11 protein-coding genes are annotated in these 16,837 nt (G+C 68.3%); 6 read left to right on the top strand and 5 right to left on the bottom strand.

The genetic code is table 11. From position 1 onward, the window contains the following. Window positions 1-26 precede the first annotated feature (26 nt). From tsf to EZH22_RS18585, 4 genes are all read right to left on the bottom strand, one after another. On the bottom strand, window positions 27-950 hold the full coding sequence (gene tsf, locus EZH22_RS18600; protein ID WP_203191989.1) for a translation elongation factor Ts: 924 nt from the start codon (window positions 948-950) through the stop codon (window positions 27-29). Window positions 951-1,076: 126 nt separating this feature from the next. After that, complete coding sequence (locus EZH22_RS18595; RefSeq protein WP_203191988.1) at window positions 1,077-2,084, bottom strand: 30S ribosomal protein S2; 1,008 nt, start codon at window positions 2,082-2,084, stop codon at window positions 1,077-1,079. Between the two features lie 190 nt (window positions 2,085-2,274). Continuing rightward, window positions 2,275-3,924 carry a long-chain-fatty-acid--CoA ligase gene (locus EZH22_RS18590; protein ID WP_203191987.1) on the bottom strand — a complete coding sequence of 550 codons (1,650 nt, stop codon included), beginning with the start codon at window positions 3,922-3,924 and terminating at the stop codon, window positions 2,275-2,277. A 237-nt stretch (window positions 3,925-4,161) separates the two neighbouring features. Next, a complete protein-coding gene (locus EZH22_RS18585) occupies window positions 4,162-5,481 on the bottom strand; it encodes an OmpP1/FadL family transporter (protein ID WP_203191986.1) in 1,320 nt (439 codons plus the stop codon). Between the two features lie 330 nt (window positions 5,482-5,811). Here EZH22_RS18585 and EZH22_RS18580 point away from each other — a divergent pair, with 330 nt between their 5' ends. The 5 genes from EZH22_RS18580 to EZH22_RS18560 all read left to right on the top strand — a co-directional run bounded on the left by EZH22_RS18580 (window position 5,812) and on the right by EZH22_RS18560 (window position 12,469). Beyond that, the gene (locus EZH22_RS18580; RefSeq protein WP_203191985.1) at window positions 5,812-6,249 is read left to right on the top strand and encodes a MerR family transcriptional regulator; all 438 of its coding nucleotides are present in this window, start codon (window positions 5,812-5,814) and stop codon (window positions 6,247-6,249) included. A 68-nt stretch (window positions 6,250-6,317) separates the two neighbouring features. Continuing rightward, window positions 6,318-7,466: a thiolase family protein gene (locus EZH22_RS18575; RefSeq protein ID WP_203191984.1), complete on the top strand. Its 1,149-nt coding sequence runs from the start codon at window positions 6,318-6,320 to the stop codon at window positions 7,464-7,466. A gap of 12 nt (window positions 7,467-7,478) precedes the next feature. Continuing rightward, window positions 7,479-9,845: a 3-hydroxyacyl-CoA dehydrogenase/enoyl-CoA hydratase family protein gene (locus EZH22_RS18570; RefSeq protein WP_203191983.1), complete on the top strand. Its 2,367-nt coding sequence runs from the start codon at window positions 7,479-7,481 to the stop codon at window positions 9,843-9,845. Window positions 9,846-10,224: 379 nt separating this feature from the next. Continuing rightward, a complete protein-coding gene (locus tag EZH22_RS18565) occupies window positions 10,225-12,015 on the top strand; it encodes an acyl-CoA dehydrogenase C-terminal domain-containing protein (protein ID WP_203191982.1) in 1,791 nt (596 codons plus the stop codon). A gap of 142 nt (window positions 12,016-12,157) precedes the next feature. Then, on the top strand, window positions 12,158-12,469 hold the full coding sequence (locus tag EZH22_RS18560) for an SCP2 sterol-binding domain-containing protein (protein WP_203191981.1): 312 nt from the start codon (window positions 12,158-12,160) through the stop codon (window positions 12,467-12,469). 50 nt (window positions 12,470-12,519) lie between these two features. Here the strand turns inward: EZH22_RS18560 and EZH22_RS18555 are convergent, their stop codons facing one another. Next, on the bottom strand, window positions 12,520-14,571 hold the full coding sequence (locus EZH22_RS18555) for an acyltransferase family protein (RefSeq protein ID WP_203191980.1): 2,052 nt from the start codon (window positions 14,569-14,571) through the stop codon (window positions 12,520-12,522). A 294-nt stretch (window positions 14,572-14,865) separates the two neighbouring features. Here EZH22_RS18555 and ugpB point away from each other — a divergent pair, with 294 nt between their 5' ends. Beyond that, window positions 14,866-16,209 carry a sn-glycerol-3-phosphate ABC transporter substrate-binding protein UgpB gene (gene ugpB, locus EZH22_RS18550; protein ID WP_203191979.1) on the top strand — a complete coding sequence of 448 codons (1,344 nt, stop codon included), beginning with the start codon at window positions 14,866-14,868 and terminating at the stop codon, window positions 16,207-16,209. Window positions 16,210-16,837 lie beyond the last annotated feature (628 nt).

The raw sequence follows: 16,837 nt of genomic DNA, 5'->3' as shown, positions 1-16,837 counted from the left end.
TCATGGGAGCCCCCTCCCCGTTGCGATCAGGACTGGCCGGCGGCGGCGGCCACCTCGGCCGCGAAGTCGGTCTCTTCCTTCTCGATACCCTCGCCGAGGGCATAGCGCACGAAGCCGGTGAGCTTGACCGGGGCGCCGACCTGGCCCTCGGCCTCCTTCAGCACCTGGGCCACGGACTTGGAGCCGTCATGCACGAAGGCCTGGTCGAGGAGGGTGACCTCCTTGAAAAAGCTCTTGATGCCGCTCTCGGCGATCTTGTCCTGCACGTTGGCCGGCTTGCCCTGGTGCTTCTCGAGCAGGATCGCCTTCTCGCGGGCGATGGTCTCCTCGGAAATGCCGGAGGCGTCCAGCGCCAGCGGGTTCAGCGCGGCGATGTGCATGGCGATCTGCCGGCCGAGGGTGGAGAGCTTCTCCACGTCGCCGGTGGATTCCAGCGCCACCAGCACGCCGATGCGACCCTGGCCTTCCACCACCGCGCCGTGCACGTAGCTGGCGATCACGCCGGCCGACACGGTGAGCTTGGTGGAGCGGCGCAGGGTCATGTTCTCGCCGATGGTGGCGATGAGCGCGGTGAGGCGCTCGCCCACGGTCACGCTCTCGCCCGGGAAATGGGCGGAGGCCACCGCCTCCAGCGAGCCATCGGTGTTGAGGGCAACCTTGGCCACCTCGCGCACGAACGCCTGGAAGTCCGGGTTGCGGGCGACGAAATCGGTCTCCGCATTCACTTCCACGGCGGCGGCGTAGTGGCCGGAGGATTCCACCGCCACGAGGCCCTCGGCGGCCACGCGGCCGGCCTTCTTGGCCGCCTTGGCAAGGCCCTTCTTGCGCAGCCAGTCGATGGCAGCCTCGATGTCGCCGTTCGTCTCGGTGAGCGCGGACTTGCAGTCCATCATGCCTGCGCCGGTCTTTTCGCGCAGTTCCTTCACGAGCCCGGCGGTGATCGCAGCCATGTTCAATCCCTTCTTCTCGCACCACGGCCGGCCAGGGGTGAGCCCGAGCCGGCCGCGGGGGCGCCCCAAGCGCCCCATTACTCTCGATTCGCTTTCAGATCTGCGACAAGGTCACCCGATTTCGGGTCACTCCACCTCGGCAGACATCTCCTTGGCCTGGGCCACCCAGCCGTCGACGCGGCCGGGCAGTCCCACTTCCTCGCCGATGCGGTGGGCGTCGATCGCGTCGAGGCCCGCCACCTGGCCGAAGTGGAACACGCCGAGATCGTTCAGCTTCTGCTCGATCTCGGGGCTGACGCCGGTGAGCTTCTTCAAGTCGTCGGCGACGCCGCGCGGACCCGACAGGGGCTCGAAGGTCGACCACGCGCCGGCCTCGACCGGCAGGTCCTCCACCAGCGGGGCCTCCTCGGCGCCCATGTCGTAGCCGCCGAGGTCGGTGTGGCCGCGGCCGATGCCGTCGATGGCGGCGCGGGCGATGAGGTCGCAATAGAGCTGGATGGCGCGGCCGGCGTCGTCATTGCCCGGCACCGGGAAGGCGATGCCGTCCGGATCGCAATTGGTGTCGAGGATGGCCGCCACCGGGATGCCGAGGCGCTGGGCCTCCTTCACCGCGATGTCTTCCTTGTTCGTGTCGATGACGAACAGCAGGTCCGGCAGGCCGCCCATGTCGCGGATGCCGCCGAGCGCCTTGTCCAGCTTCTCCTTTTCACGGGAGAGCGTCAGGCGCTCCTTCTTGGTGTAGCCGGAGCCCGCCTCGGGGGCGGCCAGCATCTCCTCCAGCTTCTTCAGCCGGGCGATGGAGTTGGAGATGGTCTTCCAGTTGGTGAGCATGCCGCCGAGCCAGCGGGAGTTCACATAATACTGGGCGGAGCGGCGGGCGGCGTCCGCCACCTGCTCCTGGGCCTGGCGCTTGGTGCCGACGAACAGCACGCGCCCGCCCTGGGCCACCGTATCGGAGACCGCCTGCAGCGCGCGATGCAGCGCGGGCACGGTCTGCGACAGGTCGAGGATGTGGATGTTGTTGCGGACACCGAAGATGTACGGAGCCATCTTCGGATTCCAGCGATGGGACTGATGTCCGAAGTGCACGCCAGCTTCGAGAAGCTGACGCATCGAATAATCGGGAAGCGCCACTTTGGTATTCTCCGGTTGAGCCTCCGCGGACGTACCCCCACCAATGGAGAGGGGCACCGGATGGCCTTGAGGGCCTGATGTCCGCGTGCGGAATGGCCGGCCATATACGCGAGCCGGCTTCATGAAGCAAGATGGCGGGCATTCGGCCGGACCGGCAATGGCCCCGAATGCCCTGCGGCGCAGGTGTGCCTCAGCCTTCCGCGCGCTGGCGCTCCTCCTCCACCAGCTCCTTCTTGGAGAGCTTTCCGACCACGCTCTTGGGCAGGCTGTCGCGGATCTCCACCGCCTTCGGCATCTCGATCTTGGAGATCTGAGCGGCGAGGAAGGTCATCAGTTCCTCCGGCGTCGCCTCGGTCCCGGCCCTCAGGGTGACGAAGGCCTTGGGCGCCTGGCCGCGATAGCTGTCGGCGACGCCGATGGCCACCGCCTCGGCCACGGCGGGATGCAGATAGAGCGCCTCCTCGATCACCCGCGGATAGACGTTGTAGCCGCCGCACAGGATCACGTCCTTGATGCGGTCCACGAGGAAGAGATAGCCGTCGGTATCCAGATAGCCCACATCGCCGGTCCTGAGCGCCCCGTCGATGAAGGCGTTGGCGGTCTCCTCCGGGCGGTTGAAATAGCCCTTCATCACCTGCGGCCCGCGCACGCACACCTCGCCCTTCTCGCCGGGCCCGAGGATGCGGGAGGGATCGGTGAGACTGCGGATCTCGATCACCGTCTGCGGCAGGGCGGTGCCCACCGATCCGTCCTTCACCAGGCCGAGCGGCGGATTGGCGCTCACCACCGGCGCCGTCTCGCTCAGGCCGTAGCCCTCCACCAGCCGGCAGCCGGTGATCTGCTGGAACCGCTCGCGCACGTCCTGCGGCAGGGGGGCACCGCCGGAGATGCAGAGGGTGAGGGAGGACAGGTCCCGCTTTTCAATGCCGGGGACGTTGTTGATGGCCCCGTAGATGGTGGGCACGCCGGGAAACATGGTGGGCTTCTCCCGCTCGATGGTGTCGAGCAGGTCGGAGAGCTGGAATCGCGGCACCAGCACGATCTCCGCCCCGAGGCAGATGGGGATGAGCATCACCGTCTGCATCGCGAAGACGTGGAACAGCGGCAGCACCCCCACCACGCGGGTCACGCCGATGCTTCGGCAGTCGGCATGGGCGACGAGCTGGCGGGCGTTCGCCGAGACGTTGCCATGGGTGAGCATCGCGCCCTTCGGAACGCCCGTGGTGCCGCCGGTATATTGCAGGACCGCCACGTCCTGCTCGGGATCGACCGCGACCGGGGCGGGGCGGTCTGCGTGCCGCAGCAGGTCGGCATAAGGCAGGTGCAGCCCGTCGCCGCGGCTGTAGACGGCCTTGTCCTTGCGCTTGAACAGGTTGAACAGCAACCCCTTGGGAAAGGGCAGGATCCCCGCCATGGGGCACACGATGACGCGCTGAAGCCCCGCCTCCCGCGCCACCGCGGCGACGCGCGAATGGATGAGCCTGAGGTCCGGCACCACCATCATCAGCGTGCCGGAATCGCGGATCTGGTGCCTCAGCTCCCGCTCCACATAAAGCGGGCTGAAGTTCACCACCGTGCCGCCGGCCTTCATGATGGCGAAGAAGAAGATGACGGAATAGGGCGTGTTGGGCAGGCACAGGCCGACCTTCGTGCCCTTCTGCACCCCGTTTGCCTGTAGCCCGGCCGCCACCCTGTCCACGAGCGCGCCCAGTTCGGAATAGGTCCATTTTCGGCCGAAGAAGCTGAGTGCGTTGCGCGCGCCGAACTCGGCGACGCTGGCATCAAGCAGCTCGGGCACGGGGGCGGCTGAAGCGAAGCCGCCATCGGTGCGCTGGAGCATGGATTTCCTCCCTCCGCCGGCGCCGTCTTCTGATTTGCGTACGCGCAGCGGCAAATGCCGGCAACCTTGCGTCACGCACTATCCGGCACGATTGCGCCGGCATCGCGATGACCCTGCGGAACGCGGCGGCCTGCGCCGCGCCTTGGGGGAGCGGCGCCACGGCGCCCCTCCCCGCCCCTTGCGGGTGTACCTGGAGGTAGACCGGCGGGCATCCTGGCGGACGCCCCGCCCGGGCCCTCACTTCATGGCCAGCGCCGTCCCGGCCGGGCTGTCGAACTTGTAGCGCAGGCCCACCGACACGATGTCCACGTAGCCGTCGTTCACCTCGGCGATGAGCGTGCCGCGCAGCGCATTGGAGGGATCGGCGGGAGAGAGCGTGATCGGGCTGTTCTCGCCGAAGATGTGGCTATAGGCGAAGTCCACGGAGAACTGCGGCGTGAAGTTGTAGGTGAGGCCGGCCGAGAGCCACAGCCGGTTGGTGTCGGGCAGGCGCGGCGAGCGCGTCGAATCAGGCACGGGCGTCAGCTCGTAGGCGAGGCCGGCGCGCAGCGCGAGCTTCGGATCCCACTGATATTCGACGCCGCCGGAGAAGAACCAGCCATCGTTCCACTGGAGGTCGAGCGTGCTGACCGGCACGCCTCGGGACTTCACCACGAGCTGCTGGACCGTGGACCAGTTGGTCCACTCCACGGTGCCGAGGATGGTCCAGCTCGGGTCCAGCTGGGAGCGGAAGGAGGCGGTGACCTGGTCCGGCAGGGTCAGCGCAGCCGTGGCGTGGAGCTTGTTCAGGGGCACGATGTTGGCGAGGGAGATGCCGAGCGTGCCGCCCAGGTCCTGGCTGATGGAAGAACGGTAGCCGATACCGACCGTCGTTCCCGGCGCGAGGGTCACCAGCGCGCCGAGGTTGAAGCCGTAGCCGATGTCGTCGCCATCCACCTGCGCGTAGAGATTGTTCGCGGGCGGCGCGAAGCCGGTGAACTGCGCGTTGCTGAGCCGCGCGTCGATATAGTTGACGTTCACGCCCGCGCCGAGGGTGAGCCAGTCCGTGACCTTGTAGGCGAAGGAGCCCTGCACGTTCATGTCGAAGATGCGGCTGTAGCAGCCGTAATAGCGGCCCGACCAGTTGCAGGGCGCATCCGTCACCAGCCCGTAGGGCGAGGTGACGGCGAGGCCCACCGACCACCGTTCGCCGGCATAGGTCATGTAGGAGGTCGGCAGGGTCCCGTTGTCAACGATGTCGCCGACCCCGAGATTGCCGAGGCTGGCGCCGGTGAGGGGCGCCGTGGCGCTGAACACGTCCACGGACGCGTGCGGCGCGATATAGGTGACGTTGCCTTCCACGCTCAGGCCCGGCGCGAAGCTCAGCGCCGCCGGGTTCCAGAACATGGAGGCGAGGCCGGCCCCACCCGCGGCATCGCCGGCGAAGGATGTGCCCTGGTAATAGGCGCTCTGCTCACGCAGACCGAATCCGCCAGCGCTCGCCTCTCCGGCCGCGATCATGATCGCGGGAAGAGCAAGTGCCGGTGCCGCCCGCACGGCCCACTTGCGCATCGTCATGGGTCACCCCTCCTCCGACTGTTTCCCCAGGGCCCGGCACGTTGCGGTGCACTATAGGTTTTTACGGTGCCCTATACGTCACCCAGCATGCCTAAAGGAACAGCCACGTCAACCAGCTCTTTCTAACTTACGTGCGCCGAACTGGCGAATTTCGATTGCGTTGCATGTCCGCCACATCTGCGGGCTGTCGGGCGGCGACGCGGGCGTCGGCGCTCGACAGCCCGCGTCGCCGCATTGACGCAATCGCGATGGAAACGGCGCGATTGCAGTCTTGCGCCCAAGGTCAAAGCATGTATCTTCGGGGCCGACAGATGACGTATAGGTGAACCAGTGACATCCACAGGCAAGCGCGGAGCCGGCTCGGCCCTGACGGACACGTTCTTCACGGTCACCGAGCTGGCGCGCGACCTCTCGATCACGCCCCGCACCATCCGGTTCTACGAGGACAAGGGCCTCATCACCCCCCGCCGGGCGGGGACCATGCGGGTCTACACCAAGCGCGACCGGGCGCGGATGGTGCTCATCCTGCGCGGCAAGCGGCTCGGCTTCTCCCTGCGCGAGATCAAGGAATACCTCGATCTCTACGACATGGATTCGAGCCAGGCCGAGCAGATCAGGCTGCTGGTCAAGAAGGTGCAGGCGCGCCTCGAAATGCTTGAGGACCAGCGCCTCGCCCTGGAAGAATCCATCATGGAACTGAAGGAAATCGAGGAGCAGGCGATGTCTGCCCTCGCGCAGGAGGCAGCCCAGAAGAAGGCCGCCGGCTGACCGAATCGCAATTCGGCCGCACCGCGCAAACGGCGCGGAACAAACACACAAGACAGGCAGGAGAGCCCATGCAGAACGTCGTGATCGCGGGCTATGCCCGCTCGCCCTTCGCGCTGGCCAGGAAGGGCGATCTGGCGCGGGTGCGCCCGGACGACCTCGCCGCGCAGGTGGTGGCGGAGCTGATCGCCCGCACCGGGGTGAAGGTGGAGGACATCGAGGACCTCATCGTCGGCTGCGCCTTTCCCGAGGCGGAGCAGGGCTTCAACATCGCCCGCCTCATCGGCATGATCGCGGGCCTGCCCGATACGGTCGCCGGCGCCACGGTGAATCGCTTCTGCGGCTCGTCCATGCAGTCGGTGCACATGGCGGCCGGGCAGATCCAGCTGGGCGCCGGCGAGGTGTTCATCTGCGCCGGCATCGAGAGCATGAGCCGGGTGCCCATGACCGGCTTCAACCCCATGCCCAATCCCGCCCTCTACGCGAAATTCCCGGCCGCCTACATGGGCATGGGCGAGACCGCGGAGAATGTCGCGGCCAGGTGGCAGATCACCCGGGCCGACCAGGATGCCTTCGCCCTGAAGAGTCACCAGAAGGCAACGAAGGCCGAGGCCGAGGGCAGGTTCAAGGGCGAGATCGTGCCCATCCGCATCGACGGCAAGAACCCGGGCAAGACCGCCGAGACCGACGGCTGCATCCGCCGCGATGCCACCGCCGAGGCGCTGGCCAGCCTCAAGCCATCCTTCGACGAGCACGGCACGGTGACCGCCGGCACCGCCTCCCCGCTCACCGACGGCGCCTCCGCGGTGCTCGTGTGTTCGGAAGCCTATGCGGAGCGCAATGGCCTTGAGCCCCTCGCCCGCCTCAAGGGCGTGGCCGTGGCGGGCTGCGCGCCGGAAATCATGGGCATCGGTCCCGTGGCCGCGACGAAGAAGGCACTGGCCCGCTCGGGCATCGCCATCTCGGACGTGGACGTGGTGGAGCTGAACGAGGCCTTCGCCTCCCAGGCCCTCGCCTGCCAGCGCGAGCTCGGCATTTCGGAGGCGACGCTGAACCTTGACGGCGGCGCCATCGCCCTCGGCCATCCGCTCGGCGCCACCGGCGCGCGCATCGTCGGCAAGGCGGCTTCGCTGCTGAAGCGCGAAGGCGGGCGCTATGCGCTGGCGACCCAGTGCATCGGCGGCGGCCAGGGCATCGCCACCGTGCTCGAGCGCGTCTGAGGGAGGCGCGTCATGAGCCAGGTGAACTCCCAAGTGAATTCCCAGATAAATTCCGGCACGATCAGGAAGGTCGCCGTCATCGGCGCCGGCGTCATGGGCGCCGGCATCGCCGCCCATGTGGCCAATGCGGGCGTCGAGGTGCTGCTCCTCGACATCGTCCCCGAGGGCGCCGCCAACCGCAACGTCATCGCCGAGACGGCGGTGGAAAAGCTGCTGAAGGCCGATCCCGCCGCGTTCATGTCCAAGCGCGCGGCGAAGCTGGTCCGGCCCGGCAACATCGAGGACAATCTTTCCGACCTCGCCGCCTGCGACTGGATCGTCGAGGCGGTGATCGAGCGGCTCGACATCAAGCAGGCGCTCTATGCGAAGATCGAGGCCGCGCGCCGGCCGGGCAGCGCGGTGTCCTCCAACACCTCGACCATCCCGCTGGGCGACCTCACCGCCGGGCTGCCCGAGAGCTTCCGGCGCGACTTCCTGATCACCCACTTCTTCAACCCGCCGCGCTACATGCGGCTCCTGGAGATCGTGGCGGGGCCGCAGACCAATCCGGACACGGTGGCCGCCGTCGCCAGCTTCGCCGACGTGAAGCTGGGCAAGACGGTGGTGACCTGCAAGGACACCCCCGGCTTCATCGCCAACCGGCTCGGCACCTACTGGCTCCAGCTGGCGGTGGGAGAGGCCTTTGCCGGCGGCCTGAAGGTGGAGGAGGCGGACGCGGTCATGGGCCGGCCGTTCGGCTTCCCCAAGACCGGGGTGTTCGGCCTCATCGACCTCGTGGGTCTCGATTTGATGCCCCACGTGCAGGGCTCGCTGAAGCGGGCGCTGCCCGCCTCCGACCCGTTCCACGCCACCCTGCGCGACGAGCCGCTGATCGCGAGGATGATCGAGACCGGCTACACCGGCCGCAAGGGCAAGGGCGGCTTCTACCGCCTCAACCGCGAGAATGGCGGCAAGCTGAAGGAGGCCATCGACCTTTCCACCGGCGCCTACCGCCCGCAGGAAAAGCCGCAGGTTCCCGAGCTGGAGGACGGCGGCGGCAAGGATCTCAACGCCCTCCTCACCGCGCCCGGCCCGGCCGGCCGCTACGCCCGCGCGGTGATGGCGCGCACGCTCGCCTATGCCGCGCGCCTGGTGCCGGAGGCGGCGGACGACATCGTCGCCATCGATGACGCCATGCGCCTCGGCTACAACTGGAAACTGGGACCGTTCGAGCTGATCGACAAGATCGGCGCCGCCCGCCTCATCTCCCTGCTGAAGGCGGACGGCGAGGAGATCCCGCCGCTGCTCGCCCTCGCGGCGGACAGGCCCTTCTACCGGGTGGAGAACGGCACGCGGCAATACCTCGCCCTCGACGGCGGCTATCGCGATGTGGTGCGCCCGGACGGCGTGCTGCTGCTGTCCGACATCAAGCTGAAGTCTCAGGCCATCCTCAAGAACGGCTCCGCCGCGCTGTGGGACATCGGCGACGGGGTGGTGTGCCTCGAATTCACCTCCAAGAGCAACTCGCTGGATGAAGGCATCATCACCCTGCTCGGCAAGGCGCTGAAGCTCACGAAGGAGAAGCACAAGGCGCTCGTGATCTATAACGAGGGCTCGAACTTCTCGGTCGGGGCCAATCTCGGCCTTGCCCTGTTCGCCTGCAACATCGGCGCGTTCGGCGAGGTGGAGAAGCTGGTGGCCACCGGCCAGAAGACCTATCAGGACATGAAGTACGCCCCCTTCCCCGTGGTCGCCGCCCCCTCCGGCATGGCGCTGGGCGGCGGATGCGAGATCCTGCTGCACGCGGATGCCGTGCAGGCCCACGCGGAGAGCTATATCGGCCTCGTGGAATGCGGCGTCGGCGTGCTGCCCGCGTGGGGCGGCTGCACCGCCATGCTGGAGCGCTGGCAGTCCGATCCGAAATTCCCCAAGGGCCCCATGCCGGCGCCCTCCAAGGTGTTCGAGACGGTCTCCACCGCCACCGTCGCCAAGTCCGCCGCCGAGGCGCAGGAGCTGAAATTCCTGCGCGAGAGCGATGGCGTCACCATGAACCGCGACCGGTTGCTGGCGGACGCCAAGGCCAAGGCCCTGTCCATGGTGGATGGCTATACGCCACCCAAGCCCCGCGACCTCACCCTGCCCGGCCCGTCCGGGAAGGTGGCCATGCAGATGGCGGTTGAGGGCTTCGCCAAGCGCGGCCTCGCCACGAAGCACGACAAGGTGGTGTCCGGCGCGCTGGCCGAGGTGCTCACCGGCGGCGATGCCGACCACATCGCCCCGGTCCCGGCGGCCCGGGTGCTGGAGCTGGAGCGGGAAGGCTTCATGAAGCTCATCCGCACCAATGCCACGCTGGACCGCATCGAGCACATCCTGGAAACCGGGCGGCCGCTGCGGAACTGAGGGGGCGCCGCCCGCTCCCGCTTGCAGGGGGCTGAAGGCGATTACACGCCGTCGCCGTCCGGCTTGACCGGACGGCCCATGCCCCCATGGCCCCGCCGGAAAAACGCGGCGGAGACCGGGCAGGCGGCGAGATGGGCCCTCCGGTCAAGCCGGAGGGCGACGGGGTGGAGAATTGCCGGCCCCGCCCCCTCCCCCGCAAGCGGGTGAGGGTTCAGCGCCGGAACGTCCCCTCTCCCCTTGCGGGAGAGGGTTAGGGTGAGGGGTATCGCGTCGCTTGGCGCATGGTTCGGATATCCGAGCGCCGGTGCCACCCCTCACCCCCAACCCCTCTCCCGCAAGGGGAGAGGGGAGGCACGGAAAAACAAGGGAGCCCAACGCCATGCAGGTCTACACCCCCCCGCTGCGCGACATGCGCTTCGTCCTCCACGAGCTGCACGGCTCGGAGGAGCTTTCCACGCTGAAGGGCCTTGAGGAGGTCACCCCCGACCTCATCGACGCGGTGCTGGAAGAGGCCGGGAAATTCGTCACCGAGGTGCTCGCCCCCCTCAACCAGTCGGCGGACCTTGAGGGCTGCACCTATGAGAACGGCGTGGTGCGCACGCCCAAGGGCTTCAAGGAAGCCTACAAGGCGTTCTGCGAGGGCGGCTGGAACGGTATCGCCTGCGATCCGAAATATGGCGGCCAGGGCCTGCCGGCCAGCGTAAACAAGCTGGTGGAGGAGATGCTCTGCTCCGGCAACTTGGCCTTTGGCATCTGCCCCGGCCTCACCCACGGCGCCTACCGGGCGCTCCTGAGCCACGCGTCGGATGAGCTGAAGGACCGCTTCCTGCCGAAAATGGTGGAAGGCGTCTGGTCCGGCTCCATGTGCCTCACGGAGCCCCAGTGCGGCACCGATCTCGGCCTCGTGCGCACCAAGGCGGAGCCTCAGGGAGACGGCAGCTACAAGATCACCGGCAACAAGATCTTCATCTCCGCCGGCGAGCACGACATGAGCGAGAACATCGTCCATCTCGTGCTGGCCCGCCTGCCGGACGCCCCCAAGGGCATCAAGGGCATCTCCTTGTTCCTGGTGCCGAAGTTCCTGCCCCGCGCCGACGGCTCGGCGGGGCCGCGCAACGGTGTGCTGTGCACCGGCATCGAGCACAAGATGGGCATCCACGGCTCGTCCACCTGCCAGATGTCGTTCGAGGAGGCCACCGGATGGCTGGTGGGCGAGCCCCACAAGGGCATGCGCGCCATGTTCTCCATGATGAATTCCGAGCGCCTGTCGGTGGGCACCCAGGGCCTCGGCCTCGGCGAAGCCGCCTACCAGTCGGCGGTGGCCTATGCCAGGGAGCGGCTGCAGGGCCGCTCGCTGACCGGCGCCAAGCACCCGGACAAGCCGGCCGACCCCATCATCGTCCACCCCGACGTGCGCCGCACCCTCATGACCATGCGCGCCTACAACGAGGGCTGCCGGGCGCTCGCCGGCTGGGTGGCCCGCGCCCTCGACCTCATGGAGCACGCCGAGGATCCGCAAGAGCGCCAGCGGGCGGAGGACTTCACCGCGCTGATGACGCCCATCGTGAAGGCCCTGTTCACCGACCTCGGTTTCGAGGCCACCTCCATGGGCATGCAGGTCTATGGCGGGCACGGCTACATCCGCGACCACGGCATGGAGCAATATGTGCGCGACGCGCGCATCGCCATGATCTACGAGGGTACCAACGGGGTGCAGGCGCTGGACCTCGTGGGCCGCAAGCTGCCGGCGCACATGGGCCGCTACCTGCGCGCCTTCTTCCATCCGGTGCTCGCCTACATGGATGCGAAGCTGGACGACGAGAATCTCGGGCCCCTCATCACGCCGCTGTCGAAGGCTTTCGGCGCGCTCCAGCTCGCCACCGCCCACATCGCCGAGAAGGGGCTGAAGGACCCGGAGGAGGCCGGCGCCGCCGCCACCGAATATCTGCGCCTGTTCGGCCTCGTGGCGCTCGGCTATATGTGGGTGCGCATGGCGGAAGTGGCCTACGAGAAGCGCGTCTCCAACCCGGATGACGCCGCCTTCTACGACGCCAAGATCGCCACCGCCCGCTTCTACATGGAGAAGCTCCTGCCGGAAGTGGCGGCCCTGTGGGGCTCCATCAAGGCCGGCAAGGCCTCCATGATGGCGCTGGACGAAGCGGCGTTCTGAAAGCCCGCCCCCATCCAGGAGGGGGCGTCGCAGCCGCCGCCGCCCGCGCCGATCGGTTCGCTCCGGTCGGATCGGGCTCTACCAAGGTTTCCTCGCACCGCCCCGCTTGCGGGGCGGTTTTTTTCCTTCAGGGGTGCTCCGGATGGCCGATCTTTCCTCCCTCGTCGACGCCATGCGCGAGCGCTCGGGCGCGCTGTCCGAGCTCGGCTACAAGGTTCGCTTCGATCTCACCGACACCGGCGAGGCCATCCTCCTCGATGCCACGAACGGTGGCGTCGAGGTCAGCGAGGGCGCGGGCGAGGCGGATGCCGTGCTCAAGCTCTCCACCGACACGCTGGACAAGCTGATCACCGGCCGCATCGGCCCCATGCTCGCCTTCTCCACCGGCCGGCTGAAGGTGGAGGGCTCGCAGGGCGTCGCCCTCAAGCTCGCCGGCCTGCTCGATCCGGGCTGAGCCACCGCCGCCTGAGGCCCCACCACCGGAGGCCGGGCCGCGGCACGGGCCTACGGCTTCAGCGCCGCGCTGCCGCCGCCGCCGGCCATGAGCGCCGAGGCAAGCACGTTGCGCAGGCCGGAATTGGCCATGGCGTAGCGCGAGCCGGTGCGCGAGAGGTGGTCGGTATCCACATAGAAGAAGCGCTTTCCGTCGCCTGCGGTGCAGGTCTCGTCGCGGCAGAACACGTCGGCCATCAGGAAGGCCGCCACACCGGCATGCCGCGCCGCGGCGGCGGCCAGGATCTCGTTGCCCGGGCCGACGCCGCGCAGCGCCTCCTTGCGGGTCTGGCCGAAGCAGGATTCGGGGTCGCCGCTGCGGTAGAACTCCCGCGTCGCGACGCATCGGGCCGGCGCCAGGGCATATTCCGGTGACTGACCGAGCAGGATCACCTGGATGCCGAGCCCGCGCAGCTCCGTCACCGTGCGCTCCACCATGTGGGCGAAGACCCGGGCGCTGTTCTCCTTGCTGCGCGCCTCGCCGCCGGGGAGTTCGTCGGTGACGAGGGTGAAGGCGGCGCCGGCGCGGGAGGTCCACAGCGCCCAGCGGCCCACCAGCACCACCACCTTCGGCTTGACCCGCCGGATCTCGTCCAGCACCGCCGTGTTGAAGGCCACGCACGCGCTGCCCGGCATCTGGTCGCGCCGGGCGATCCCGCCGATGAGGGGCGGGCATCCGGCCATGGTCTGCAGCCGCGCCGTGTAGCCCATCGCCACCGCCTCCTCGGCGATGCCGATGAAGGTCGCCCCCGCATGGGAATCACCCCAGACGAGGACCTGGTACTGGCCGGCCGCCGCCCCCGGCCCGAGGGCGCACCGGGCGACGGGCTTCATGTCCGCCGGACGCCAGAATTTCGCGGTGTTGTTGCAGTCGCGCTGGAAGCGGCTCTTGTCGTCGGCCGCCGCCTCGGCGATGGCGCCCAGGGGCGAGATGGAGAAGAAGCCCTGCCCCACGCGCTCGAGCGTGAAGGCGACGACGAGGGTCGCGAGGATCGCCCCCGCCCCCGCGCCGATGCGCATGAGGCGCCGCCCGCCCAGCGCGCCGGAGCGGCGCAGCGGGGTCTCCACATATTTCAGCGACAGGGCCGAGAACGCCACCGCGACGAGAATCACCCCCGCCGACTGGAAATAGGTGAGGTGCCGGCCCTTCCACATGGCGGCGAGCACCAGCAGCGGCCAATGCCACAGGTAGAGCGAATAGGAGATGCGCCCCACATAGACCATGGCCGGCAGGCTCAGGATGCGGGAGACGATGCCGGACGGGGCGAAGGCGCCGGCATAGATGATCGCCGCCGCGCCCAGCACCGGCGGAAGCGCGAAGATGCCGGGAAAGGTCGAATCCTGGCTGTAGATGAACACCGGCGCGAGAATGCCGGCCGCGCCCGCCACCGCGATCCAGGCCGCCGTCTTCTGCGGGAGGCGCGGCCAGGCCACGAGGGCGAGCAGCGCCCCCGTCAGCAGCTCCCACGCCCGGCTGGTCAGCAGGAAGAAGGCCGCCGTCTGGTCCGTCTCGACGATGCTCTGGGAATAGGCCAGCGAGGCGACGCCGACGGCCAGAAGACACCCGGCCGACACCCGGCGTCCACCCAGCTTCATCAGGACGAAAAGCAGCAGCGGGAAGAAGATGTAGAACTGCTCCTCGACCGCCAGCGACCACAGATGCAGCAGCGGAGTCTCGTCCGCCTTGGGGCCGAAATAGTTGAGCAGCTGCTCGAAATGGATATTGGCGTAGAACAGCGCCGAGGGGATGAGCGTATCCACGTACCCCATCATCTGGCGCGGCATCAGCACCAGCGCGCAGAGCAGCGTGGTGACGGCCAGCACCACGAACAGCGCCGGAAAGATGCGCCGGATGCGCCGGTCGTAGAAGTCCACCAGCGAATAGGTACCGGCCGACATCTCCCGGTAAAGGATTGAAGTGATGAGAAAACCCGAGATGACGAAGAAGACGTCCACGCCGATGAAACCGCCGTCGAACGGCGGAATGCGGGCATGGAACAGGACGACGCTTCCGACGGCGACGGCCCGCAGTCCGTCTATGTCGGACCGGTAGGTCAGACTCATTCCGCTTCCCTTGATCCGGGCGCGATCCCCAACTCGCGCGCCCACTCGCCGAGGGGCGATTTAGCCACATAATCGCGGCACGGCAATTCGCGGCGGCACAATGGGGTCGTCAAAAACCATCCATCGACCTCCTGCGGCGACCCGACGCCGACCCGACAAGCCGGGTGTCGGGCGCATGTCGGCCAATGTCGGTGTCGTCGTCGGGCCGCAACGCGATTGTCATGGCTTCGTTGCACAACGCTTCCATGCACCATGCATCCCAAGCGGGCCCGGACCCGCGCACAGGAGGACGATATGGCCCGCATCTCCTCGGCGTTTCTCTCCCGGAGCGGGGCGCTCGCCACGCTCTCGCTCGCCGTCCTCGCCGCGACGCTCGCCGAGCCGGCGGCGGCGCAGACCCAGGTCCAGTGGTGGCACGCCATGTCGGGGCCGCTGGGCGAGAAGCTGGAAAAGCTCGCCACCGACTTCAACGCCTCGCAATCCGAGTACAAGATCGTGCCGGTCTACAAGGGCACCTATCCCGAGGCCATGACCGGCGCCATCGCCGCCTTCCGGGCCAGGCAGCACCCCGCCATCGTGCAGGTTTTCGAGGTGGGCACGGCGACCATGATGGCGGCCAAGGGCGCCATCTATCCCACCTACAAGCTGATGGCGGACGCGGGCGAGCCGTTCGATCCCAAGGCCTACCTGCCGGCGGTCACGGGCTACTACACGGACACGGCCGGCAACATGCTGTCCTTCCCGTTCAATTCCTCCACCCCCATCCTCTACGTGAACAAGGACCTGTTCCGCAAAGCCGGCCTCGATCCGGAGGCGGCGCCGAAGACCTGGCCACAGATGGAGGCGGCGGCCAAGACGCTGCAGGCGGCCGGCGTCGCCTGCGGCTTCACCACGCAATGGCCGTCCTGGGTGAACCTCGAAAATCTCTCCGCCTGGCACAACGTGCCCATCGGCACGCTGGAGAACGGCCTCGGCGGCTTCGGCACCACCCTCACCATCAACAACCCGCTCACGGTGAAGCACTGGGGGGCGCTGGCCGACTGGCAGAAGACCAAGGTCTTCGACTATGGCGGACGCCAGTCCAAGGCGGACCCGAAGTTCTTCTCCGGCGAATGCGCCATGAGCATCGGCTCCTCGGCGGCACGGGCGGGCGTCCTCGCCAATTCCAGGTTCGAGGTCGGCTACGGCATGATGCCCTACTGGCCGGATGTCCCCGGCGCGCCACAGAACGCCATCATCGGCGGCGCCACCCTGTGGGTGCTCACCGGCCGGCCAGCGGCGGAATACAAGGGAGTGGCCAAGTTCTTCGGCTTCCTCTCGCAGCCGGAGGTGCAGGCCTGGTGGCACCAGAATACGGGCTACCTGCCCATCACGCAGGCGGCCTACGATCTCTCCAAGGCCCAGGGCTTCTATGAGAAGAACCCCGGCACGGACGTCTCCATCCGGCAGATGACGCTCAACCCGCCGACCGCCAATTCCAAGGGCCTGCGCTTCGGCAATTTCGTGCAGGTGCGCGACGTGATCGAGGAGGAGCTGGAGGCGACGCTGGCCGGCCAGAAGACCCCCGAGGCCGCGCTCGCCGCCGCCGAGAAGCGCGGCAACGAGCTGCTGCGGGCGTTCGAGAAGGCCAATCCTTGACCCTGGCAGCGATGCCGCAAGATGGCCCCCGCGGGCGCGGTGCCCTCCCTCTCCCCTTGCGGGAGAGGGTTGGGGTGAGGGGTGGCAGGCGCTCTCCACCTCAGCACCCGGCCCGCAGCGGCGCCAGCCCCCTCACCCGTCTCGCGGCTGCGCCCCGATCCACCCTCTCCCGCGAGGAGAGAGGGGCTGTCCGGGGGCCTGTTCTCAAACCCTCCGGCCTCGCCGGCCGCCTCCCCTCTCCCCTTGCGGGAGTGGGGTTGGGGGTGAGGGGTGGCAGGTTCTCCCCACCTCAGAATCCGGCGTCCGAAGGCGCCAGCCCCCTCACCCGTCTCGCGGCTGCGCCGCGATCCACCCTCTCCCGCGAGGGAGAGGGAAAAGACGGCCTGCGCTCCTCTGCAAAACGGCCTCCAGGCACCGCCCCGCCCGTCCCCCTCTCCCCGCTTCGGCGCGGTGCACTCCCTCTCCCCTTGCGGGAGAGGGTTGGGGGCGAGGGGTGGCAGGTTCTCCCCACCTCAGAATCCGGCGCCCGGCGGGCGCCAGCCCCCTCACCCGTCTCGCGGCTGCGCCGCGATCCACCCTCTCCGGCAAGGGGAGAGGGGCTGTCCGGGGGCCTGTTCTCAAACCCTCC

Origin of the sequence: Xanthobacter dioxanivorans (assembly GCF_016807805.1) — a bacterium.
Taxonomy (GTDB): Bacteria; Pseudomonadota; Alphaproteobacteria; order Rhizobiales; family Xanthobacteraceae; genus Xanthobacter; species Xanthobacter dioxanivorans.
Note: the sequence above shows the minus strand (reverse complement) of the source record. Positions and strands in the feature narration are given on the sequence as shown.